Raw genomic sequence first — 20619 nt, 5'->3', positions numbered from 1 at the left:
TTGCCCAGCGGGACCTCCGCTATATCGTACTCATGAAACGCTTTAAGTGGCGCGCAACTGGACACCCGGTTTGCCTGAGGCTGATTGCTGCTACCATCCATTTGGAGGGGCGAAGACATGCTGCGATGAGCGAAGCTGCATCGTGGGAGCGTGCCGCCGGGATAATTCGACGCCAATCGATCCCCTGAGAGCCTTCGGGAAGCACCGCCATGGCTGGTTAGGAGCTCGGCATCAGGATCGGCGCGGCGCGACCGGTATCTTGCGCCCGCGCCCCCAGACAACAAAGACGCTAAGGGCCAGCAAGATGAAGTTGAGAGGCGTGAGCTCGGCCTCGCCGCGAGAGACATGAAAAACGATAGCGAAGACCTGCAACACGGAGCAGCCAAGCGCGGCAAGCACTGTCAGCCGCGGCATAATCCGGGTTAACGCAGGCACGAGAACGCCAATTCCTCCGGCGAGGTCGATCAGTCCGATGACCCGGACAAATGCTTCAGAGTGCTGACCTGTCCATGGCATCATTGCCGCTAACTGCGGAATCGGCATGAACAGCTTCGCGAGCCCGGACGAAGCGAACACGCAAAAGAGGAGGGCTTGAGCGATCCAAAGGCTCACGCATAGGGGACGTTCCCGCGGGGCGGCTTGGGCGGTGGCGGTGGACATGGCAGGCACTCCGACGATCACAGGGCTGTCACCATGTTTGGTCGCTTCACGATTTTGGATCATTATCTGTTTTGGGATGGATTCATTTCCTATATGTTGATGATCTGAATGGATACGCTGGTCAGCATGAAGGTCTTTTGCCTGGTTGCCGAGCTCAAGAGCTTTGCAGCCGCGGCAGAGCGGCTGGGCATCTCGCCCGCCATGGCGAGTAAGCATGTGATGCAGCTTGAGAAGCGTCTGGGCTCACGGCTGCTCAACCGCACGAGCCGACGCGTCAGCCTGAGCGAAAGCGGCGCATTATATTTCGAGCAGACGCGTCAAATGCTCGAGTCCCTGGATGAGGTAGAGGCGGCCGTCAGCAACGTGACCGTAGTTCCTCGCGGCACATTGCGGCTAACCGCACCGGTCTGGATGGCCAATCCGAAGTTTTCGAAAGTCTTGGCAGACTATCAGGCTCGCTATCCACAGGTGCGGCTGAACATCGATCTCAGTGGACGATTGGTCAATCTGGTCGAGGAAGGTTTTGACCTGGCCTTGCGTGCGACGGGCACGCCTGACGAGGCATTGATCGCGCGGCCGATCACAAGGGTCCCATTTTATATGGTTGCCACGCCCGCTTATCTCGATCGCGCAAAGCGCCCGAAGAATCTGGCTGAATTGTCCGGACACAGCCTCTTGCACTATGCGCTGCACTCTCCAGGCGAGAGTATCACCATCCAGGGCGAAAGTGGGACGCAGACTATCAAATTCAACCCCGTTTTGCTCAGCGGCAACGAGACTCTGCTGCACCTGGCCGCCCTGGAAGGCATGGGGCTCGCGGTGCTGCCCAAATGGCTGATCAGCGAGGATCTCGCCGCCGGGCGCCTGGAACAAGTGCTGCCGGAGCAGAGCATCTTCGAAAGCCAATTGTTCGCGGTTTATCCGACGCGCAAATACCTCTCAGCCAAGGTCCGGACATTTATCGACTTCATCGCTGCTGATAAGCGACTGAGATAGCCGGGCCAAAAGCGTGACTGCTGCGGCATCAACTTTACTTACGTCATCGTGAATGTGTGGCTGCTTTCTCGATGTGCTGCCAGAATGCCTCCGCCGCCTGGGCGAGCCGCAGTTTAGGCCGGAATACGTGGATCTCGATCGGCACGTACCACTGCTGCCCGCCTGCCGCGACAATCTCGCCAGAGGCAAGCTGATCACTGATCAGGCTTTCCGGCAGCCACGCCATGCCCCGGCCTGCCTGAACCATCGTGACCAAAAGCTTCGCCAGATGCGACGTGAATGTTGTGTGAAGATGAGCTTGCAAGGGGGAGGTGGCACGCACCGCTTCCAGGATCCGTCCCATCCCTGATTCTGAACGGAAGCTCAAGAACTGTACAGGCGCGCCCTCCGTTCCCGGAAGCTTGAAGCGAGGCTTGCGGTTGCGGCGCGAAACCGGCACCGATGCGGGGATCAGCCGATCGTCACCAACATGCAGCGAGCGAAAATGCGACGGCGTCAACGCCGTCGTGGCGGCCGGATGATAATGGCAAAGCAAAAAATGGGCATCGCTCGCCAAGAGGATCCGTTCGCAGCCTTCCATATGATTGGCAACGAGCTGTACGTTGGGCACGAATGGTAGCTCGGTCTCGATGCGACGCAGCCAATCCGGAAAGAACGTCAGCGACAGCGCATTGGTCGAGGCGAACTTCAGTACGTCCGAGGCACCGCGCGCCCGCTCCTGCGCCTCGAGCCGGCCGGCACTCAATCTGCGCACGATATCGTCAGCAGTGTGACGAAAGGCTTCACCAGCGGGCGTCAGATTGACGCTGTGCGTGGTGCGATCGAGCAGCGATGCGCCAGCCCAGACCTCGAGCGCCTGTATCCTCCGGCTGAGCGCCGGCTGGGAACAGTTTCGCTCCTCTGCGGCCCGTGAAAAACTGCGCGCTGTCGCAACCGCGATGAAATCGTATAACCAGTTGATCTCCATGGAGAGCTCTCGTTTATGCAGGCCTTGCATAACGATATCAGCATCCGGCATTGGATTTCTAGTCGCGCGCGCGTCACGGTGGCCGGAAAGAAGCTTTGGAGGAAGGCGGGATGGCCGCGCGCACGTTGTATGACAAGCTGGTGGACTCCCATGTGGTCCGCAATCTGGATGATGCCGGGCTCGTCCTGCTGTACGTCGACCGAACCGTCCTCAACGAGTATACCAGCCCCCAGGCGTTTGCCGGCCTGCGCGCCGCGGGGCGGAAAGTTTGGAATCCCAAAGCGGCGCTGATGGTGGTCGATCACGTCAACCCTACAGCCGCACAACGCACCCGCGCCATGCCGGATAGCGGCGCCGCGCGCCAAGTTGACTACTTCGCTGAAAACGCCCGGGATTTCGGCATCGAATATTTCGATATTCTCGATCCGCGCCAAGGCATCGAGCACGTCGTCGCCCCCGAGCAGGGCCTCGTCATGCCAGGTATGGTCATCGCCGCCGGCGACAGCCACAGCACCGCCTATGGCGCCTTCGGCGCGCTCGGCTATGGCATCGGGACCTCCGATATCGAGCACTATCTTGCAACCTCGACGGTGCGCTACCGACGCCTCAAAACGATGCGCATCCACCTCACCGGAGACGTCCCGTTCGGGGTCACGCCGAAAGATATCGTCATGGAGATCATCCGGCGGATCGGCGCCGACGGGGCTACTGGCTATGCCGTTGAGTTCACTGGCCCCGTCGTCTCAAACATGAGCGTCGAAGGCCGCATCGTCATGTCCATCATGATCGTCGAAGCGGGCGCGCGTGGTGTCGTGGTCGCCCCGGACCAGAAGGTGCTGGACTATTTAAAGGGCCGGCCGCGCGCGCCAAAGGGCGAGATGTGGGAGCGAGCGGCCAAGAAATGGCTGACGCTCGCCTCGGACCCCGATGCCCGGTTCGACCGCGAGGTTGCGCTCGATGTCGCGGATGTCGCCCCTCTCGTCACCTGGGGAACCAGCCCCGACCAGGCAATTGCAGTGACCGATATTATCCCCGATCCTGCGCAACAGGTGGCGCCTGAACGCAAGGCCGCGGCCCTTCGCGCCCTGAGCTATATGGGGCTTCGAGCCGGTGATCCCATTCAATCCGTCCCGATCGATTTTGCGTTCATCGGCTCCTGCACGAATTCGCGCATCGAGGATTTGCGCGACGCGGCCGAGGTCTTTCGTGGCCGCCGTGTTGCGGCCGGTGTACGGGCAATCGTAGTGCCGGGATCGACCCACGTCAGAGCGCAAGCCGAGGCTGAAGGCCTTGCAAAAGTGTTCACGGATGCCGGCGTCGAATGGCGGCAATCCGGCTGCTCGATGTGCCTTGCCATGAATGACGATGTGCTCAAGCCCGGAGAGCGGTGTGCGTCCTCGACCAACCGAAATTTCGAAGGCCGCCAGGGACCAGGCGCCCGCACGCATCTCATGAGTCCGGCAATGGTGGCCGCGGCCGCGGTCACCGGCCACATCGCTGACGTTCGTTCACTGCTGGGAGTTGCAGGCCAATGATGCCATTCGATCAAGTTTCAGGCGTCGCTGCACCCATGATGTCGCCAAACATCGACACCGACGTGATCATGCCCAAAATGTTTCTTAAGGGCGTGGACCGGAGCGGGCTGGGCGAGGGCGCCTTCAATCTGCTGCGCTTCTCCGCCGGTAAACCCAATCCCGAGTTTATTCTCAATCAGGACGGTTATCGCAACGCTTGCTTCCTCGTGGTCGGCCCAAATTTCGGCTGCGGTTCGAGCCGCGAGCACGCGGTGTGGGGGCTTCAACAGCTCGGCATCCGGGCATTGATCGGCACCAGCTTCGCCGGGATATTCAATGACAATTGCGGCAACAACGGCCTGTTGACGATCTCGCTCGAACCCGATCTCGTAGCTGAGATCGCTAACGCTGTGGCACATCGTGAGCGCAACGACGTCTTCGTTGATCTTGCAGCGCAGACGATCCGCTTCGACCGTGGCCGCCGCCCGATCAAATTCGACATCGAGCCGACGAGGAAAGAGGCGTTCCTGACGGGCCGGGATTTCGTCGCATCAACCCTGGTCCTTGCTGACGACATCCGCGCTTTCGAAGCACGCCATGCTGCGGAGAATCCCTGGATCTTCTGACTGGCAAGCCAGTCCTCGCGGCCAGCAGACTGGCCGCAGCCCGGATGACGAAAATAACAAAATTGGAGGGAACTTTGGTTGACACGACTTTTCGTCCGGCCGCGCCGGAGGCAATCCCTTCGACGAAGCTCAACGGCGTCAAGATCGGCCCGTTGCCAATCAGCATATACGTCGGAGCGGCCATCGTCTGTGCTGCCGCGGTTTACTCTGGAAAGCTCCCGAACGATGTGATCGGCGGTCTCCTGGTCCTCATGCTGCTCGGCTTTCTGCTGGGCAAGCTTGGCCAGACGATACCGGTTCTCAAGCAGATCGGTGGGACCGCGATCCTATGCCTGTTCGTTCCGGCAGCACTGGTAAGCTATGGCTTGATGCCGGATGCCGCCCTTAAAGCAATCACCACGACGTTCCGGACCGCCAATTTTCAATACTTCTTCATCGCCTGTCTCGTCGCAGGCTCAATCCTCGGAATGCCCTACCGCGTCTTGGTTCAAGGCTTCATCCGCATGTTCGTTCCGCTTCTGATCGGGACCATTGCCGCCGTCTCGGCCGGCATTCTGGTCGGGCTGGCATTCGGGTATACTCCCAAGGACACGTTCTTCTTCATCATCATTCCGATCGTCGGCGGCGGCCTTGCCGAGGGCGTATTGCCGCTCTCCATTGCTTATTCCGAGATCTTGCAGCGGCCGCAAGCCGATCTTGTCGCACACATGGTGCCTGCGGCATTGCTCGGCAACGTGGTCGCAATCGTTTGCGCCGGGCTTCTTGCGCGCCTTGGCGAGAGACGGCGCGATCTGAGCGGGCAGGGCATGCTGGTCAAGACCGGCGACAATGACATCCTAGGCGACGTGCGGCCCGATCGGCCTATTGATCTCGGATTGCTGGGAGCAGGTATGGTGCTGTCCTGCGGTCTATTCGTGCTTGGCATGACCCTAGCGCCATTTACAGGGATACCTGGACCGATCATGATGATCATCGCGGCGGTCGCGTTGAAGCTGACCAAGATCCTACCGAACGAGATGGAGCTCGGCGCCTACCAGATCAACAAGTTCATGTCGACCAACCTGACCTTTGCGATCCTCGTCGCCATGGGCGCATTGCTGGTCAAATGGGAACAACTCGTCGCCTCCTTCAACCCGGGATACATCATGATCTGCACCGCGACCGTGCTGGCCATGATTGCCTCCGGCTTTTATGTCGGCAAGTGGCTAAACATGTATCCGGTCGAGGCTGCGATCGTCACCGCCTGCCATTCGGGACTGGGCGGCACCGGGGATGTTGCCATCCTTGGCGCCGCCGATCGCATGGGCCTCATGGCATTCGCCCAGATCGCCACTCGTGTCGGCGGGGCGATCATGATTGTGATCGCGACCCTGCTGCTGAAGTCGCTATCCTGATCTGGCGTGTTGGAGATGCAACAAATGGATCGGCGCGACTTTACAAAGGCCCTATTGGCCATGTCCGCCAGCGCTGGCATGTCAGGTGCAGCGGTCGCGGAGCAGGAGCCAAGCGGCGGCGTCCCTTCGCTTGCCGTGCGCGTCAACGACAAGATCAGGCTGGGTGGCCAACGCAACTTCGACAGAGGACCGGTGACCTCGCGGCAGAACATGCAGTGGCACCAGCGGTGGGGCATTCGCTATCTCGATGTCTCGCTGGAGACGAGAAACGCCGCTCCGGACGTCTTTGGAAGCGATACGCCCGACGAGGGTGCGCTTGCTCGCGCTCAGGCGCTCGGCACGGGCATGGGAGGCGCGCGGCTTCAGCCCACCACGCGCTGGAGCCTCGAAGGCATGATGCGCATCGCCGACACGCTGCAGAAAAACGATCTCATCTGGGAGAGCATCCGGATGGATTCGGCGTACATCGCGATGGCGCCGGGGCCGGAACGCGACCGTTATCTGGATCTGATTTGCGAAAACGTCCAAACCGCCGGCCGCGCCGGGGTCAAGATCATCAGCTATCATTGGAATTTGACCCCGATCCGGCGCAATCGCAAAGTTCAGGGCCGTGGTGGGTCGGAATACGACGCGTTCAAGCTAGAAGACAATTGGCGCGACCTCCCGCCGACCCCTGCAGGCCGTGTCTCAGCGGACGACTATTGGGAGCGCCTGCATGTTTGGGCGTCCCGCGTCATCCCCGTGGCCGCGGAGAGCGGGGTCAAAATGGCTTGCCACCCCTACGATCCGGGCGGCCTGCCTCTCGGCTATCTCGGTGTCGACAGCTTCGATGCCGGCGATTATGCGAACGCGCTGCTCAAATACGAGAAGCTGTACGATTCACCTCATAATGGCTTTCAATACGATACCGGGGTCTCACGGGAATCGATGCCTGAAGGGGTTGATCAGCTTGCGCTGTTATACGGTTTGATCAAGAGAAAGAAGATTCATCAGATCCACTTCCGCAATGTCCGCGCCAGCCAGAACGACTTCGTCGAGGTCTATCATGACGAGGGCGATGTGGACTTGTTCAACATCATTCGCCTGCTTCGCGACAGCGGCGGCTCACTGCTGGCCGATCATAGTCCGCGTCATCAGGATGATCCCTCTTACGTGATAGGCTTTGCGTTCGCAAACGGCTACATTCTCGGCCTCCTGCGCGCTGCCCATGAAGAGGCGCTCAAGTCCATCGCACGATAGCCCGTTATGGAACCAGATCGGATGAAGAAAATGAACAGGCTGCTAAAGCTCAATCCCAACAGGTTCACAATGAAGTCGGTGCTCGCAATCTCGATCCTTTCGGCCTTGGCATTATCCGAGGCCTTCGCGCAGAACACCGCGCTGCCGACTGGCCCCCAATGGGGCGATCAAAACCTATCGGCTTTTTATCGTTGGACCGATCCGCTGCCCACAAGGCCGGGCGTGATGCTGCGTGAAGAGCCAATGAAGGCCCAGCCGGAGATCACGAAAGCGGCTCTCGCCGAACGCATTCTCTACAGTTCGACGGATGTACGTTGGCACGCCGGGATCGTACCGGTGAGCGGGACACTGTATCTGCCGGTTGGAGAACCGCCGGCCGGAGGCTGGCCCCTCGTGGCCTGGGCTCATGGCACGCTGGGCGTTGCGGACGTGTGCGCGCCGTCCTGGGCCGGGCACAAGCCGCGCGATGCAACCTACATCCAAAAATGGCTAGAGAATGGGTTTGCGGTCGTTGCCACCGATTACCAGGGTCTCGGCGGTCCCGGCCCGCATCCTTACCTGATCTGGGAAGCTGAAGGGCATTCCGTGCTCGATGCCGTCCGGGCAGCGCGCGCCGCCCATGGCGACAAGCTCGCTCCCAAGGTCTTCATCAGTGGTCAGTCGCAAGGCTCAGGCGCAGCTTTGGGCGCAACAACGGTCGCACCGAACTATGCGCCAGATGTACCCTTGCTCGCCACAGTCGCCACAGGGGTCGTGTCGACCTTTCCCGACGGCCCTTACCGGCCTGCGGAGGCATTCAAGGTTGGCTCGCCGATTTACCTCACCCTCATGATGCTCGGCGGTTCGCTTCCCGATGAGGCACCCCCCGTAGACAACCTCGTGACTGACAAGGGAAGGCTCGTCTTACGCGCAGCACGAGAAGGCTGCACCGGCGAGATGCGCGCGATCGCGCAGAAAGATACTGTCACCGCCGACAACGCCTATGTCCAACCGATCGCGAACATCGAAGCGAGCCTTGCGTCTCCGACCGACATGAAGCCCGTGCGGCTGCCGGTGCCCGTTCTGCTTGGCACGGGTCTGGCCGATTCAGTACTGCCGCCCCGTCGCCAATATGCAGCCGTGGCGGCCTTATGCTCGGCCGGAAACGAGGTCGTTTGGAACACCTATCCTGGTGCCACTCACAACGGGGGCCTGATTGCCGCTTTCCCGGACGCATTGGCGTTCTTCAAACAGACACTTGAAGGCAAAAAGACGCCAAGCAACTGCGCGCGCATTACCGAGCCGGGGCTTCCGACGACACCGGCGCCTGGTATACCCTTCAATGACTGACTAGCGGTTCTTTGCATCTTAGCGCATCGGTTTGCACGAACCGATGCGATCCAAGCCAGGCAGTCCTTTCTGAGAAGCTCTGGGCTGCCGGTTTGACCTGCGCCTTCGGCTAAATTGAGCCCCTTCCAAGTGCGCCAGGGGAGGCTTTCGTTGGGTTAGTCTCGTCGAGCGCGATCCTTTCGATTTCTAGCGCTCGCGCCCGTGACGACCGGCGGCTTATTTCTTGTTTCTTATCGGTCGGCATATGCCGCGACCGTCTCTCCGCTCTTGAGGTAGAAAGCCATGTCAGGAACTTTAGCCATCGTCGCGCGCTTTGTCGCGAAGGCGGGTTGTGAGGAGGAATTGAGGGCTACACTACTAGAGGCTGCGGCAATCGCCCTGGCGGAGGAGCCTGGCTGTCGTCGCTTCGAAATCCTGCAGGCGGTTAATCCTGATGGCGTGGTGCTGCCGGATACTTTCATGTCCAATGAACTCTTCGACGACTACGAGGCCGTCGAGGCGCACCGTAACTCCAGGCACGCTCCCGTCCGCAAGGCTCGGATCCGTGCTCTTGTGTCGAGCCAGACCCGGATCGAGATGGGCGCTGTGATTGATGAAGTCTGATGACGCTCCCCCGAGATCGAGCATCCAAAATGAGCCGCTTTGCAACGAGGCAAGCACAGGGTGCTTATGGCTAGGACAATGTGATGGAACATAGGGGTGTCGGCCGTTCAGGGCTGAGGATCCCAGCCCTGGCCTTTGGGACAGCGACTTTCGGCGGTGGGAACGAGTTCTTTCGCAAGTGGGGCACGACCGATCTATCGGAGGCCCGACGGCTCGTCGACATATGCCTCGATGCGGGGCTGAATCTCTTTGACACCGCCGACGTCTACTCGATGGGCGCGGCGGAAGAAATCCTCGGAAAGGCTCTGGGCTCACGCCGATCGCAGGCCCTGATCGCCACCAAGCTCGGCTACCGCTCGCATAGCGGGCCGAACGGAATGGGGGCGAGCCGGCAGCACATCATAATGGCGTGCGAGGCCTCGCTGAAGCGACTTGGCTGCGATCACCTCGACCTGCTGCAACTCCACGGCTATGACGAAAATACACCGATCGAGGAAACACTGCGCGCCTTCGAGGAACTGATCAAGGCCGGGAAGGTCCGCTATATTGGGGCGTCTAACTTCTCCGGATGGCAGCTGGCCAAGATGGCCACCACCGCTGACTGGCTTGGCTTGCCGCGCCCCATCTCGCATCAGGTCCACTATTCCTTGCTGTGCAGGGACTATGAACACGAATTGATGCCCGCGGGTTTCGATCAGGGCATAGGCGCCATCATATGGAGCCCGCTATCCGGCGGCAAGCTTAGCGGCAAGATCAGCCGTGACCGGCCGCCGCAGGCCGACAGCCGAGCGGCGAAATTCGGAGGCCTGACCGAGCGCGACGCCAAGCTCTTTGACATCGTGGATGCGCTCAACGATATCGCGCAGGAGCGCGGGACAAGCGCGTCTCAAGTTGCGATCAATTGGCTACTCGCCCGGCCAACCGTCTCAAGTGTCGTCATTGGCGCCCGCACGGCCGAACAGCTCGTTGAAAACATCGCAGCCCTCGACTGGCAACTTTCCATCAAGGAGGTGGAGCGCTTGAACCAAGTGAGCGCCTCGCCAGCACCCTATCCCTATTCACATCAGTCTATGTTCCCTGAATTACTTCGTCCGCTCAGCGGAATCTCTCGGTAATGCATGCAACTGGCAGGCTAGGGTCTCGCAATGTTTGGCACTTTCGAACAATGCTCGCCTGAACGGTCCATCCCTGCCGGGGCGCGGCGCTTGCAAAGGGAGACCAAATGTCCGACGCCATCCGCAGCTTTGACCATCCGCGGCTATCAACTCATGGAAATCACAACAGAGCCCTTCAGCTCGTCTCCGGGTTCCAGAATCACAGTTCCAGTGTCAGCACAACCGCGAGCGAACAGGTTGAACCCGTCCGCAACGTGGCTGACGGGCTCTGCGCATAGATGTGCGGCATCAGCGGGCCGATGCAGCACAAAATGCGAAAATGCAGGATCCCCTCGCATTTCAATCCGATCACCATTCGAGCGGTGAATAACGCAGAGCCCGCGCCATCCACTGCGATAAAGCGTCACCTCACCGGGCGGCAATGAATCTGCTGTGGGCCCGGCAGAATGGGCATCCGGCAGCGCGGCGAGATAGTCCGTCGTCACGGCCCAGTCGATCGGTGCGTCAAACTCTATGTTGTCATCGACTTGGTGCTCGAAATAGGGATGCAGGCCGATTCCACCCGGCATCGGCGTCTGCGCCTCGTTTCGAAGATTGAGACAAAATATGGCACGCGAGGGTTCAAGTTCGACCTTAAGAGTTGCGCTGAACGCCCAAGGCCAGTCGGCGCCTCCCTTGTGCGAGTATCGCATCGTCACCTGCGATGGCGTCAGCGAGATCGTCTCCCAAGGCATCCTGTGCGCATGCCCGTGCAACGTATGCGGCAGCGCGTCGGGATGGGCCGCAAGCTCGTACCGCTTACCCTGGAAGAGAAGAACCCCATCCCTCACGCGGTTGCTATAGGGGACGAGGGGATAGATACCACCCTTGGGCCAGCGCAGTAACTGAGCGGGCTCTACCCCGGCCGGGAACGGACGCAAGACCCGTCGCGGCAAGCCGCTACCCTTGCTGCTGCACAGCTCGAGAGAGGTCACGCGTCCGCCAGCGGACGCCGAGAAGCCAAGTCGAGCCGCACCGGCCGTCAAAAGCTGGTTGGTGATCATAGAACGCCATTCAAACCATTTGAGATGGACCGTTTGAGCGCCCGTTCACTGCCGCAGCTTAATGCTCAGCTGATTCGGCGACGAACGCCGCCAGCTCGGGCGTCGCAGGCATCCGCAGGATGTCCGACGATCCCATTTCGTGCACCTTGCCATCGCGCATATAAATGACGCGGTCCGCCACCTTGCGGGCAAAGGCCATTTCATGGGTCACCAGGATCATGGTCATGCCGTCGGCCGCGAGCTGCTCCATGACACGCAACACTTCTCCCGTAAGCTGCGGGTCGAGCGCTGAAGTCACTTCATCGAACAGCATCAACTTAGGCTCCATGGCAAGGCTGCGGGCAATGGCTACGCGCTGCTGTTGCCCGCCGGAAAGCTGTTCCGGATAGCAGTCCATCTTCTCCCGCAGCCCCACTTTGGCGATCACAGTATCCGCAATTTCGCGGGCCTGCCGCTGCTTCATGCCTTTTACCATGCGCGGGGCCAACATGATATTTTCGGCCACGGTCAGGTGCGGGAAGAGGTTATAGCTTTGAAAAACGATTCCGACATCGCGTCTCAAAGACTTCAAGTCGATGTCGTCATCATGGAGCTCGTGGCCGCAGATCAGCATCGAGCCGCCTTGGATGGTCTCCAGGCGATCCATGCAACGTAGCGCCGTGCTCTTGCCCGATCCGCTCTGGCCGATGATAGCGGCGACTTCGCCCCTGTTCACCTCAAAGGTGACACCTTTAAGGACTTCCAGCTCGCCAAAGCTCTTGCGCACGTCCTTTAATTCAACGATTGGCGACATTGAGTTTCCTTTCGAGGGCTCTGCTTTGAACCGACAGCGGATAGCAGATCGCAAAGTACATCAGGGCAGCGATGCCGAAGTAGAGAAACGGCTCAAATGTTGCGTTGTTGATGATCTTTGCGTTGTAGGAGAGCTCGGCGTATCCGACCACAAGTGAGGCGATCGATGTGTTCTTGACGATCTGGACCAAGAAGCCGACTGTCGGTGGAATGGCAATGCGCAGAGCTTGCGGCAGGATGACAGCCCTCATGCGCTGCCAGCGCGTCAGGCCGAGGCACTCTGCGGCTTCCCATTGCGGCTTCGCCACCGCCTGAATGCAGCCGCGCCAGATCTCGCCCAGATAGGCGCTGCTGTAAAGTGTGAGCGCGAAGGTCGCTGCCGTCAGCGGAGATAAGGAGTCGTAGCCCAAAATGCTCGGCCCGTAAAAGCACAGACCCATGAGGACGAGCAACGGAAGTCCCTGCATGATCTCGATATAGGCCGCCGCCCCGCGCGAAATCGCCCAATTCCGCGAGATGCGTGCCAGAGCGACGATGAAGCCGGCGATGCCGCCAAACAGGAAAGTTAACAGGCTCAATACGACCGTCGCCCATAGCCCCTGGAGCAACGAGAGAATGTAGGCGCTATTCATCTGCTATCTCCATGCTCACAGCGGGGTTCCGAGCTTGCGGCGGCGAGGAAACATCGCAAGCCCGAGGAGAGCAAAACCCCCACGTACCAGTATGGCGAGACCTAGATAGATGCCGCCGAGCACGACGAAGATTTCGAAATTGCGATAAGTCTCGCTCTGGATACGGTTAGAGATCCCGAATAGCTCCTCAACGCCAACCGAGGACACGATGCTCGAGGCCAGCATCAACAGAACATACTGGCTCGACAGCGCCGGATAGACGCGCTCCAGCGCTGGCCGAATAATCACATGCAGATAGGTTTGGGTGCGCGACAGTCCAAGGCAGGTCGCCGCCTCAAGCTGGCCGCGATGGATCGATTCAATGCCCGCACGCACGATCTCAGTCGTATAAGCTCCGATATTGACCGTCAGCGCGATGGTCGCACCAACCAGGATGGGCAACCGAATTCCCATGCTCGCAATGCCAAAGATTAGGAAGTAGCACTGCACGAGCAGCGGCGTATTGCGGATGAACTCCACATACAAGGAGACGATCCAACGGGCCCAGGTTGGCCCGCCGGTCCGGACCACGGCGCAGGCACCACCTAAAAGGATGCCGAACACCGTGCAGAATAAAGTGAGCCGTAGCGTCGTCCAGATACCCTCCAACAGGAGCGGCCAATAAGCCAGCACGGCTGCGAAGTCGAAATTGTAAGTCATAGGACTTTGCTCGTTTCAAGGGCCGTAGGCCATGTCATTGAGACGCGGCGATGACTTCCTGGGGCAGGTCGGCGCCCTGAAACTTCTTGAAGATCGCTTGGAGTTTTCCGTTGGCGATGTTCTTCTTCACCCAGCTGTCGACCCATTCCTTCAGATCCGTATCCTCCTTACGCATGCCAACACCCATAGGCGCGGTCCGAAGCGGCAGCTTCAGCTCAAGCTCTTTGGCCGGGTTCTTCTTATTGATCAGGTCGACAAGGGTCGGCACCTGCGCGACCAAGTCAAGCTGGTTGGACACGACCGCCGTCATGGTCGTTGCTTCATCCTCAAAGCGCACGATTTCCGCATCTCGCGGGGCCGCCGCAGTCACATCCGCATCGTTCGTCGTGCCGCGCGTGACGGCAATGCGCTTTCCCGACAAATCAGCGAACGTCTTGATCTGCATGCTCTTCGGTGCTGCCACATAGGACGTCGCTCCAGAATATGGCAGCGAGAACGCGATCAGCTTCTTGCGCTCATCAGTGATCGACAAGGCCGAAAGGACTGCGTCTGCGCGATGCGACATCAGGAAAGGAATGCGATTGGCGCTGTTCGTCCCCACGATCTCCATCTTCACGCCGAGATCGGCAGCCAAGAGCTTAGCTGTTTCGACTTCCGAGCCAGTGGGATTGAGGTCTTCGTCCTTGAATGCCCAGGGAGGGACACTGAGATCGACGGCGATGCGAATGATACCCGCGGACTTGATCTTCTCAAGCGTCCCGGCTGTCGCTGTTTGCCCCAAGAGGGCCAGCGAGACAACAGCAGCTGTCAAAACTCTAGCAAGAGTCTTCATTTTCAATCCTCCCGATGGCAATTGACTGTTCGAATTAGAGCTACGCCCAGATTTTCGGCTAGAAGAGGTCGATTCGGACTCGGTATTCGGAGCGCATCCGCTTCCGCCCCGGCGTTATTCTCGTCGCGGCGGTGCCAGGCAGAGCGACCACTCAGGGAGCAGGCGGCGATCGATTCCTTTGGCCCGACCGCCTCGATGGCGTTCGCAAGTGTCTCCTCCAGAGTGCCAAGTATTGTTGTTATGATTGCGCGAAACGTTAGCGAGCGCGGCTTTCAACGTGAAGCCCGTCTTTCATTGTCCGCGAGAGATCGTCTCACTTCGTGAGACTGTCGCCGTTAGTGAGCGGTCTGATGCTCAATGACCAGAGGTCATGAAGGAGAACAGAAGCGCGATCTGTCCATCCAGCATGTGCGTGCCGTCTCGCGTGGCGCAGCCAATCTTGGCTGCCTCCGACAGGAGCCTTGTCGGGACCGGATCGGTGATAACGTCGGCAACGATCATGTGCGGCGCAAGTTGAGCGGGATCGACTGGTAGCGGGTCGCCGTCCCGCAAGCCTGCCGACGTCGCATTGACGACAATATCGCAATCGCGAGGAACGGCAGTATCGATGGAGACCTTGCCTGGATATGCCTTACTAAGCCTGTCAAACAGGCTGTTCTGGTTTGACGCGTCGAGGTCGTGGAAGGTCAACCGGCGGGCGCCTTCTTCGAGCATGGAGACGCCGATCGAGGAGCCTGCACCGCCCGCGCCGACCATGAACACGTTTTTGCCGGCGATGGCATGGCCCGCCTTCTTCAATCCGGCAGTCAGACCGGCACCGTCGAAATTGTCGCCGAGCCAGCGGCCGTCCTGTTCTCGTCGCATGGCGTTGATCGCCCCGAGGACCTTGGCGCGATCAGACAGGCGGTCGCAATGCGCGATCGCCCCGAATTTGTGTGGCAGCGTGATAAGAATACTGTCGATGTTGAGCATTGCTTTGAGGGCCGCCAGAGCCGTGTCAAGATTGCCTCTCTCGACCTGCAGCGGCACCAGCACACCGTCATATCCGGCATCCTCCATTCGCTTGGTCAGCCAGCCCGGTGCCAGCACCTGCGAAATAGGCGAGCCTATTAGCGCATGAACGCGTGTCTTTCCGGTCAGTGAGGTCATGAACAGGCCCGGGCGCTTCAGGACAATTTGGGCGGAGGCGAGGGCGGCGCCATGGCATAGCCCCTGGCCTCATAGTCGAAGTCATGCAGCTTGTTGACTGTCTCGGCCTTGTTGACGGGAGAGGCATAGTAGGCCCGGATCTCGGCAATCCGTGTGACGTCGTCGTTGAAGACGTACCATTCATCGCCGCGCAGCACCTCACCAAGGGCCGTCTTCCAATGGGTCCATTCGATCACCGCTTCGTGGCCGTCCGAGCTGGCCAGAACCTTCTCAATGGTCCAGCGCGATCCCATCGTTTTGACACACCAGACCCAGCCGTCGGCTATTGCCTGAGCGCCGCGCCAGGGCGCACCAGGCAGGCCGGGTGGGAAATAGTGGACAGCATTGCTCGTGAAGCAGTCCAGCAGCGCCTGGTGATCGGCATCGTTGCAGGCTTGAAAGTATCGGCGGATCAAGGCCTCCGCCTGCGCGGCTTTCGTGAGCGCACCCATCGCTTTACTCCGCCGCTCGCCGGGCTCGCCATTCCGCGTATTCCTTCAGCGTTGCCTCGTTCGGCGGGTAGGTGCCCCAAAGAGGCGCGCCAGCATCGATCTTGGTGAATAGAAATCTCTCGCGCAGCTCCTGCTCATGAGACTCCTCCGCCACCTCCTCGGCGATGGCACGTGGGATGACGACGACGCCATCGCTGTCCCCGACGATGATGTCGCCGGGGTAAACGGCAACATCGGCGCAGCCGATTGGCAATTGCATGTCAACCGCGCGATGATAGGCAGGGCGCGTCGAGGCCGTGTTGGCCCTGCAGTAAGCGGGAAACGCCATTTTTGAGATTTCTGTCCCGTCGCGGAATGCGCCGTCGGTAATGGCTGCCGCAACGCCCTTGCGCATCATGCGCGTCATCAACATGTTGCCGGCCGATGCGGCACGCGGGTCGTTGCGGCTGTCGATCATCAGGACTTGGCCTGCACCAATCGCCTCCACGGCCTCCCACTGCATATTGTCCTCACCCCGCTTGCGGAGATCAGAAAGATCCCAGTCCTTGTCTTCCCGCGAGGGAATGAAGCGCAAGGTGAAAGCCTCCCCGGCAAACGCACCAGCGCTCGGATTGAGCGGCGTGATCCCAACCAGGAATTGCTGACGATAGTTGCGCTTGAAGAGCTGCGTGGTCAGCGTCGCTGTCGAGCAGGCCTTCAGCTTTTCGAGGGTTTGGGAAGCAATCGGAGCCATGCGTATCTACCTCCAAGAACGGAATCTAAACCAGCGCAAGCAGTGCAATGCTTGCCTTCAGGCATCACCATAGCGGCAGCAGTGCTCGGCGGAAGGCCTATCAAGCTCGCAGCGAGTGCGCCGTCTCACATGTTGAGATCAGGTGCGGGGAGCGTAGCGCTTGAGGACATCGAGATCTGGTTCAAAGCCGATGCCGATGCGATCAGATGCGCTGACAACCCCCTTCACCGGCTTCGGTGTGCTCGCGAGCCACACTTCAGGGTCGACGAACAGGAACTCGATCAGCGTCTTCTCCTGCATCAAAGGCAGCATCGCCAGGGTCGCAAGATATCCCGGCCCGAAGTAAGGCGTATGTGGCATGACGCTCTTACCGTGTCGCTCGCATGCGGCCAAGATCTTGACGAATTCGGAGATCCCGCCGACTTTTGTCATACTCGGCTGTGGATAGGTAACAGCGTTGATGATCCGCATGAAATCAAAGGCCGTGCTGGCGTTCTCACCGCTGCCAACGGGGATTGCGGCCTTCTCAATCTCCTCCATACTCTTGTAGTCGTCGGGCGGGAATACCGGCTCCTCCACCCACAAGGTGTTGCAGGCGCGGAACGTTTCTCGCAAAGCGATCGTCTCCTGCATGGACCAGGCGCAATTGGCGTCAACCATCAGCGCGACACCGGGCCCGATGACCTCGCGCGCGTGCCTGATTACATCCGGGGCGATCTCGTGAAGCTTGATGTGCCGGTAGCCGCGCTCGAGCGCCCGCTTGCATTGCTCAGCGACGAGGTCCTTGTCGCCATACCTGACGAGGCTCGCATAGGCCGGCCGGTGCGTCGGCGCATTCGCCCGGAAAAGCCGCCATAGCGGCACGCCCTGCCGTTTCGCCTTCAAGTCCCACAGCGCGATGTCGACCCCTGACAGCGCGAACATGGTTATGCCGTAGCGTCCAAAGAGATGAAGTTTCTTTTGCACCTCCAGGTTCCAGGCAGCGATATCGTCGATGGCTGCCTCGGTCACAAACGGCGCGATCATGTGATCGACGGCCGCGCGCACCGCCTCCAAGCAGAAATAGGCAAAGGCATCGCCCCAGCCGACATGCCCATCCTCATCTTCGATACGAATCAGCACCATGTCGAGGCGATGCCAGCGGGACGGCGTGCCGCCCGTGCCCGGGCCGCCATCGGCGAACGGAATGCGCACCGGAAAGGTTTGCAGTGAGATGATCTTGGGTACGGTGTTGCTTTGGGGCATAATGCGAGTGGCCTGGGTCAAAGCCTTGCGACTGGATCGGCGAGGCCGCGCTCGCCGACATCGATCGACAGGAGGTGTCCCGAAAGAGGAGCATTGGCGAGGCTTTCGCGCGACAGGCCGGTGCGGGCACTGGTCACGAAGAGCTCGGACAGGGAGGCTCCTCCAAACGCGATACCGGTTGGTCTTGGCACGGGGAGGGCGACGGTTCGCTCAATCTCTCCGCTCTCATTAAGCTTCACGACGCTCCAGCCGTCCGACAATCCAACCCATGGGTTAAATTGCTCGTCGACGGCGAGGGCGCAAGGAGCGCCCGCGACCTTCGGAATATCGGCGAATTTTCGCTTTCGCGCCGCCTTTCGCTCAAGCAGATAGACGCATTGACGCGATGGCTCCGTCGCGAACAGGCCGGCATCACCGCAAAAGGCGATGTCGCTCACCTGGCCTTGCACTTCGAACACCGGTTCCATCCCCGATTGCCGTCGCCACGGTCCAACCAGGCTTATGTTGGCCTCGGCGCTGTAGGCTGCTGCCCAGATCTCACCAGCCTCCGAGACGCGCAGCACTTTGAAGGAAATACCCGGCTTTCCTTCAATGCGCTCCTGGCCGCCCGATAAATTGTCGATCACGATGTCATGGCCAACTGAATAGGCGACGCCGCCCTCGACAAGGCACAGCGAGTTGATGCCCTCAGAGAGCGCCTGCAGCGAGACGGTGAAGGGATGCCCGCCGTCGGCGCGGATAGCAGGCGCCAACAGGTCGGCCCAAACCAAGTTCTGCGCGCGCGCATCCCAGCGCGGCGCCGCGCCCACAAAGGCTGTGCTCTTCGTCCAGACCTTGTAATTTCCCGGATCATGCCGAGCGCTCTTGATGGCAGGTGCGAGCAGGCTCGAAATCCGTCTTGCGACATCAACGAGCTCTTGCCCTAATCGTTCGGCGCGCTCGGCGGTGATGCGAAAAGTCGGGCCGGCCACGCTGATGGCCGCAAGCGGTTTGCCGGCGGGATCGAGAATAGCCGTTCCGACGCAGCGGGTGCCGAGAACTATCTCTTCGTCATCGATCGCATAGCCGCGCGCACGGACGATGGCCAGATGTGCCTTCAACTGCTCGCCGTCACAAATCGTCTTCTCGGTAAACTTGGCAAGCCCGTCGCGGACCACCAAGTCGAGTTGCGCGTCGGAGAGATGAGCGAGGATCGCCTTGCCCTGGCTTGTGCAATGCATCGGTTTAAGCGCGCCGAGCCTCGCATTGGATCGCTCGGAATGTGCGCTCTCGAAGCGGCCGAGCGAGAGCACGTGGTGACCGTCTTGAACCGCGAGATAGGCGGTCTCACCGGTCAAATCGCGTAAGCGCCTCAACTCTACGGACGCAATTGACGCAAGGTCAGACGACGACCAAGCATTCTGTGCAAGATCGAGAAAGTTGAAACCAAGCGTGTAGGCCTGGGTGCGCGGATCTGCCCGGATCAGTCCACGCGAGATCAGCGCCGCAAGGATGCGATACAGGGTCGCCCTGGGGATGCCCGTCTGGTCCGCAAGACGCGCCTGGTCGAGGACGCCGGGTGATCTGCCGATCAGCTCGAGAATATCGCAGGCCTTTCCCAGAAGCGCCGTCCCGGCGACATTCTTAGGATGGATCAGCTCCGGCGACCACTCGACTTCGTGTTCAGACATGGCCCAATTTTAGGTTCACGAGACGAGACCATCCAGCCTGTCGCAGGCTTGGTGCGCCTCATCCAGCCGGGTTGCCCACATGGTGAGACCCGGAGGGGCAGATTCCGAGCCAGTGAAGCGAGGGGTTATGTGCTTGGTTTCAAAAAGGCATTTGTCTTGTGGGAACGTCGCATTGATATAACTCCTTGTGCAAAATCTTGACACTTGCAAGGTTTTGTATCATGCGGGTTTCCATGAGGAAGCAACCACAACGCCAGAGGGATAGGGCGATCTCGCTTCTTCAGAAGCGGGGCATGATGCGCCTTTCTGAATTTCTCCAGGAAGGGATCACGGCCGCAACCATTTCCCGAATGGAACAGAAGGGCACGCTCAATCAGCTCAGCCGCGGCCTTTACCAGCTACCCGATGCACTGCTCGACAGTAACCACTCGCTCGCAGTTGCTGCGAAACTCATTCGAAACGGCGTCATCTGTTACGAGTCTGCGCTCGCCTTCCATGAGCTGACAGACCGCATCCCGCCCTATGTATGGATGGCGATCGGTCCGCGCGACTGGCGGCCCAAGATTGCGCGGCCTCGCATTCAAATTACGCGCTTTGGTCCCAAGGAGTTTGACAAGGGGATCAAGCATTACACCATCGAAGGGATCTCGGTACCGATCTACACACCGGCCAAAACTATCGTCGATCTCTTCAAGAGCGGCCAACGTCAAAAAGCCTTCTACAACGTCCCCACAGGCCTTGCGCACGCCACGCAAGCGATGAAAGACGCGATCAGACTGCGCAAAGCGACACCCTCCGAAATCGCAAAATACGCCGCCGAAGCCGGCATATGGGACAAAATCGTTCAGCCGCGCCTTGAGACGCTGACCTTGAATGCGTAGGCCGCTGAC

Annotated in this window: 21 protein-coding genes; 9 read left to right on the top strand and 12 right to left on the bottom strand. The window is 59.9% G+C overall.

The annotated features are described in order from the left end of the window. Positions 1-231 precede the first annotated feature (231 nt). Positions 232-660 carry a DoxX family protein gene (locus AC0WRY_RS37130; protein ID WP_128930032.1) on the bottom strand — a complete coding sequence of 143 codons (429 nt, stop codon included), beginning with the start codon at positions 658-660 and terminating at the stop codon, positions 232-234. A gap of 108 nt (positions 661-768) precedes the next feature. Between AC0WRY_RS37130 and AC0WRY_RS37125 the strand changes: the two genes are divergently transcribed. Beyond that, the gene (locus AC0WRY_RS37125) at positions 769-1656 is read left to right on the top strand and encodes a LysR family transcriptional regulator (protein ID WP_128930033.1); all 888 of its coding nucleotides are present in this window, start codon (positions 769-771) and stop codon (positions 1654-1656) included. A gap of 43 nt (positions 1657-1699) precedes the next feature. Here the strand turns inward: AC0WRY_RS37125 and AC0WRY_RS37120 are convergent, their stop codons facing one another. Beyond that, positions 1700-2674, bottom strand: coding sequence for a LysR family transcriptional regulator (locus AC0WRY_RS37120; RefSeq protein WP_237864940.1), 975 nt, complete (start codon positions 2672-2674; stop codon positions 1700-1702). A 59-nt stretch (positions 2675-2733) separates the two neighbouring features. On the opposite strand from AC0WRY_RS37120, the gene leuC reads away from it, so the two are divergent. The 7 genes from leuC to AC0WRY_RS37085 all read left to right on the top strand — a co-directional run bounded on the left by leuC (position 2734) and on the right by AC0WRY_RS37085 (position 10443). Then, a complete protein-coding gene (gene leuC / locus AC0WRY_RS37115; RefSeq protein ID WP_128930035.1) occupies positions 2734-4158 on the top strand; it encodes a 3-isopropylmalate dehydratase large subunit in 1425 nt (474 codons plus the stop codon). Then, the gene (leuD, locus tag AC0WRY_RS37110; RefSeq protein ID WP_128930036.1) at positions 4155-4763 is read left to right on the top strand and encodes a 3-isopropylmalate dehydratase small subunit; all 609 of its coding nucleotides are present in this window, start codon (positions 4155-4157) and stop codon (positions 4761-4763) included. Before leuC ends, leuD begins: the two co-directional genes overlap by 4 nt. A 44-nt stretch (positions 4764-4807) precedes the next feature. Beyond that, positions 4808-6157, top strand: a complete 1350-nt coding sequence (locus AC0WRY_RS37105) for a 2-hydroxycarboxylate transporter family protein (protein WP_128955141.1) — start codon at positions 4808-4810, stop codon at positions 6155-6157. A gap of 24 nt (positions 6158-6181) precedes the next feature. Next, on the top strand, positions 6182-7396 hold the full coding sequence (locus AC0WRY_RS37100) for a mannonate dehydratase (RefSeq protein WP_164933591.1): 1215 nt from the start codon (positions 6182-6184) through the stop codon (positions 7394-7396). Positions 7397-7417: 21 nt separating this feature from the next. Continuing rightward, a complete protein-coding gene (locus AC0WRY_RS37095) occupies positions 7418-8725 on the top strand; it encodes a lipase family protein (protein WP_232995552.1) in 1308 nt (435 codons plus the stop codon). A gap of 282 nt (positions 8726-9007) precedes the next feature. Further along, entirely contained in the window at positions 9008-9328 is a 321-nt protein-coding gene (locus tag AC0WRY_RS37090; protein ID WP_128930039.1) for a putative quinol monooxygenase, read from the top strand. Positions 9329-9411: 83 nt separating this feature from the next. Beyond that, the gene (locus tag AC0WRY_RS37085) at positions 9412-10443 is read left to right on the top strand and encodes an aldo/keto reductase (RefSeq protein ID WP_128930040.1); all 1032 of its coding nucleotides are present in this window, start codon (positions 9412-9414) and stop codon (positions 10441-10443) included. Positions 10444-10589: 146 nt separating this feature from the next. On the opposite strand, the gene AC0WRY_RS37080 is transcribed toward AC0WRY_RS37085, so the two are convergent. The 10 genes from AC0WRY_RS37080 to AC0WRY_RS37035 form a co-directional block, all read right to left on the bottom strand. Then, a complete protein-coding gene (locus AC0WRY_RS37080) occupies positions 10590-11486 on the bottom strand; it encodes an aldose epimerase family protein (protein ID WP_128930041.1) in 897 nt (298 codons plus the stop codon). Positions 11487-11544: 58 nt separating this feature from the next. Then, entirely contained in the window at positions 11545-12279 is a 735-nt protein-coding gene (locus tag AC0WRY_RS37075; RefSeq protein WP_128930042.1) for an amino acid ABC transporter ATP-binding protein, read from the bottom strand. Then, positions 12263-12910, bottom strand: coding sequence for an amino acid ABC transporter permease (locus AC0WRY_RS37070; RefSeq protein ID WP_128930043.1), 648 nt, complete (start codon positions 12908-12910; stop codon positions 12263-12265). Before AC0WRY_RS37070 ends, AC0WRY_RS37075 begins: the two co-directional genes overlap by 17 nt. 15 nt (positions 12911-12925) lie before the next feature. Further along, entirely contained in the window at positions 12926-13609 is a 684-nt protein-coding gene (locus AC0WRY_RS37065) for an amino acid ABC transporter permease (RefSeq protein WP_128930044.1), read from the bottom strand. A 34-nt stretch (positions 13610-13643) separates the two neighbouring features. Beyond that, positions 13644-14441 carry a transporter substrate-binding domain-containing protein gene (locus tag AC0WRY_RS37060; protein ID WP_128930045.1) on the bottom strand — a complete coding sequence of 266 codons (798 nt, stop codon included), beginning with the start codon at positions 14439-14441 and terminating at the stop codon, positions 13644-13646. A 354-nt stretch (positions 14442-14795) separates the two neighbouring features. Beyond that, positions 14796-15590, bottom strand: coding sequence for a shikimate dehydrogenase family protein (locus tag AC0WRY_RS37055; RefSeq protein WP_128930046.1), 795 nt, complete (start codon positions 15588-15590; stop codon positions 14796-14798). A 17-nt stretch (positions 15591-15607) separates the two neighbouring features. Continuing rightward, positions 15608-16081 (bottom strand): nuclear transport factor 2 family protein, encoded by a 474-nt coding sequence (locus tag AC0WRY_RS37050; protein WP_128930047.1) that lies wholly within the window; start codon positions 16079-16081, stop codon positions 15608-15610. Between the two features lie 4 nt (positions 16082-16085). Beyond that, positions 16086-16814 (bottom strand): ribonuclease activity regulator RraA, encoded by a 729-nt coding sequence (locus AC0WRY_RS37045; protein ID WP_128930048.1) that lies wholly within the window; start codon positions 16812-16814, stop codon positions 16086-16088. A 138-nt stretch (positions 16815-16952) separates the two neighbouring features. After that, complete coding sequence (locus AC0WRY_RS37040; RefSeq protein ID WP_128955142.1) at positions 16953-18059, bottom strand: mandelate racemase/muconate lactonizing enzyme family protein; 1107 nt, start codon at positions 18057-18059, stop codon at positions 16953-16955. 17 nt (positions 18060-18076) lie between these two features. Then, positions 18077-19729, bottom strand: a complete 1653-nt coding sequence (locus AC0WRY_RS37035) for an IclR family transcriptional regulator domain-containing protein (RefSeq protein WP_128930050.1) — start codon at positions 19727-19729, stop codon at positions 18077-18079. A 221-nt stretch (positions 19730-19950) separates the two neighbouring features. On the opposite strand from AC0WRY_RS37035, the gene AC0WRY_RS37030 reads away from it, so the two are divergent. Next, complete coding sequence (locus AC0WRY_RS37030; RefSeq protein WP_313753859.1) at positions 19951-20610, top strand: type IV toxin-antitoxin system AbiEi family antitoxin domain-containing protein; 660 nt, start codon at positions 19951-19953, stop codon at positions 20608-20610. Positions 20611-20619 lie beyond the last annotated feature (9 nt).

This window comes from Bradyrhizobium sp. T-12, assembly GCF_058314695.1.
The sequence above is the reverse complement of the archived record's forward strand: the minus strand, read 5'-3'. Positions and strand labels throughout refer to the sequence as shown.

Coding starts and splice junctions, on each gene's coding strand:
- AC0WRY_RS37130 (WP_128930032.1), bottom strand. CDS start 660: ATGTCCACCGCCACCGCCCAAGCCGCCCCGCGGGAACGTCCCCTATGC.
- AC0WRY_RS37125 (WP_128930033.1), top strand. CDS start 769: ATGGATACGCTGGTCAGCATGAAGGTCTTTTGCCTGGTTGCCGAGCTC.
- AC0WRY_RS37120 (WP_237864940.1), bottom strand. CDS start 2,674: ATGCCGGATGCTGATATCGTTATGCAAGGCCTGCATAAACGAGAGCTC.
- leuC (WP_128930035.1), top strand. CDS start 2,734: ATGGCCGCGCGCACGTTGTATGACAAGCTGGTGGACTCCCATGTGGTC.
- leuD (WP_128930036.1), top strand. CDS start 4,155: ATGATGCCATTCGATCAAGTTTCAGGCGTCGCTGCACCCATGATGTCG.
- AC0WRY_RS37105 (WP_128955141.1), top strand. CDS start 4,808: ATGACGAAAATAACAAAATTGGAGGGAACTTTGGTTGACACGACTTTT.
- AC0WRY_RS37100 (WP_164933591.1), top strand. CDS start 6,182: ATGGATCGGCGCGACTTTACAAAGGCCCTATTGGCCATGTCCGCCAGC.
- AC0WRY_RS37095 (WP_232995552.1), top strand. CDS start 7,418: ATGAAGAAAATGAACAGGCTGCTAAAGCTCAATCCCAACAGGTTCACA.
- AC0WRY_RS37090 (WP_128930039.1), top strand. CDS start 9,008: ATGTCAGGAACTTTAGCCATCGTCGCGCGCTTTGTCGCGAAGGCGGGT.
- AC0WRY_RS37085 (WP_128930040.1), top strand. CDS start 9,412: ATGGAACATAGGGGTGTCGGCCGTTCAGGGCTGAGGATCCCAGCCCTG.
- AC0WRY_RS37080 (WP_128930041.1), bottom strand. CDS start 11,486: ATGATCACCAACCAGCTTTTGACGGCCGGTGCGGCTCGACTTGGCTTC.
- AC0WRY_RS37075 (WP_128930042.1), bottom strand. CDS start 12,279: ATGTCGCCAATCGTTGAATTAAAGGACGTGCGCAAGAGCTTTGGCGAG.
- AC0WRY_RS37070 (WP_128930043.1), bottom strand. CDS start 12,910: ATGAATAGCGCCTACATTCTCTCGTTGCTCCAGGGGCTATGGGCGACG.
- AC0WRY_RS37065 (WP_128930044.1), bottom strand. CDS start 13,609: ATGACTTACAATTTCGACTTCGCAGCCGTGCTGGCTTATTGGCCGCTC.
- AC0WRY_RS37060 (WP_128930045.1), bottom strand. CDS start 14,441: ATGAAGACTCTTGCTAGAGTTTTGACAGCTGCTGTTGTCTCGCTGGCC.
- AC0WRY_RS37055 (WP_128930046.1), bottom strand. CDS start 15,590: ATGACCTCACTGACCGGAAAGACACGCGTTCATGCGCTAATAGGCTCG.
- AC0WRY_RS37050 (WP_128930047.1), bottom strand. CDS start 16,081: ATGGGTGCGCTCACGAAAGCCGCGCAGGCGGAGGCCTTGATCCGCCGA.
- AC0WRY_RS37045 (WP_128930048.1), bottom strand. CDS start 16,814: ATGGCTCCGATTGCTTCCCAAACCCTCGAAAAGCTGAAGGCCTGCTCG.
- AC0WRY_RS37040 (WP_128955142.1), bottom strand. CDS start 18,059: ATGCCCCAAAGCAACACCGTACCCAAGATCATCTCACTGCAAACCTTT.
- AC0WRY_RS37035 (WP_128930050.1), bottom strand. CDS start 19,729: ATGTCTGAACACGAAGTCGAGTGGTCGCCGGAGCTGATCCATCCTAAG.
- AC0WRY_RS37030 (WP_313753859.1), top strand. CDS start 19,951: ATGCGGGTTTCCATGAGGAAGCAACCACAACGCCAGAGGGATAGGGCG.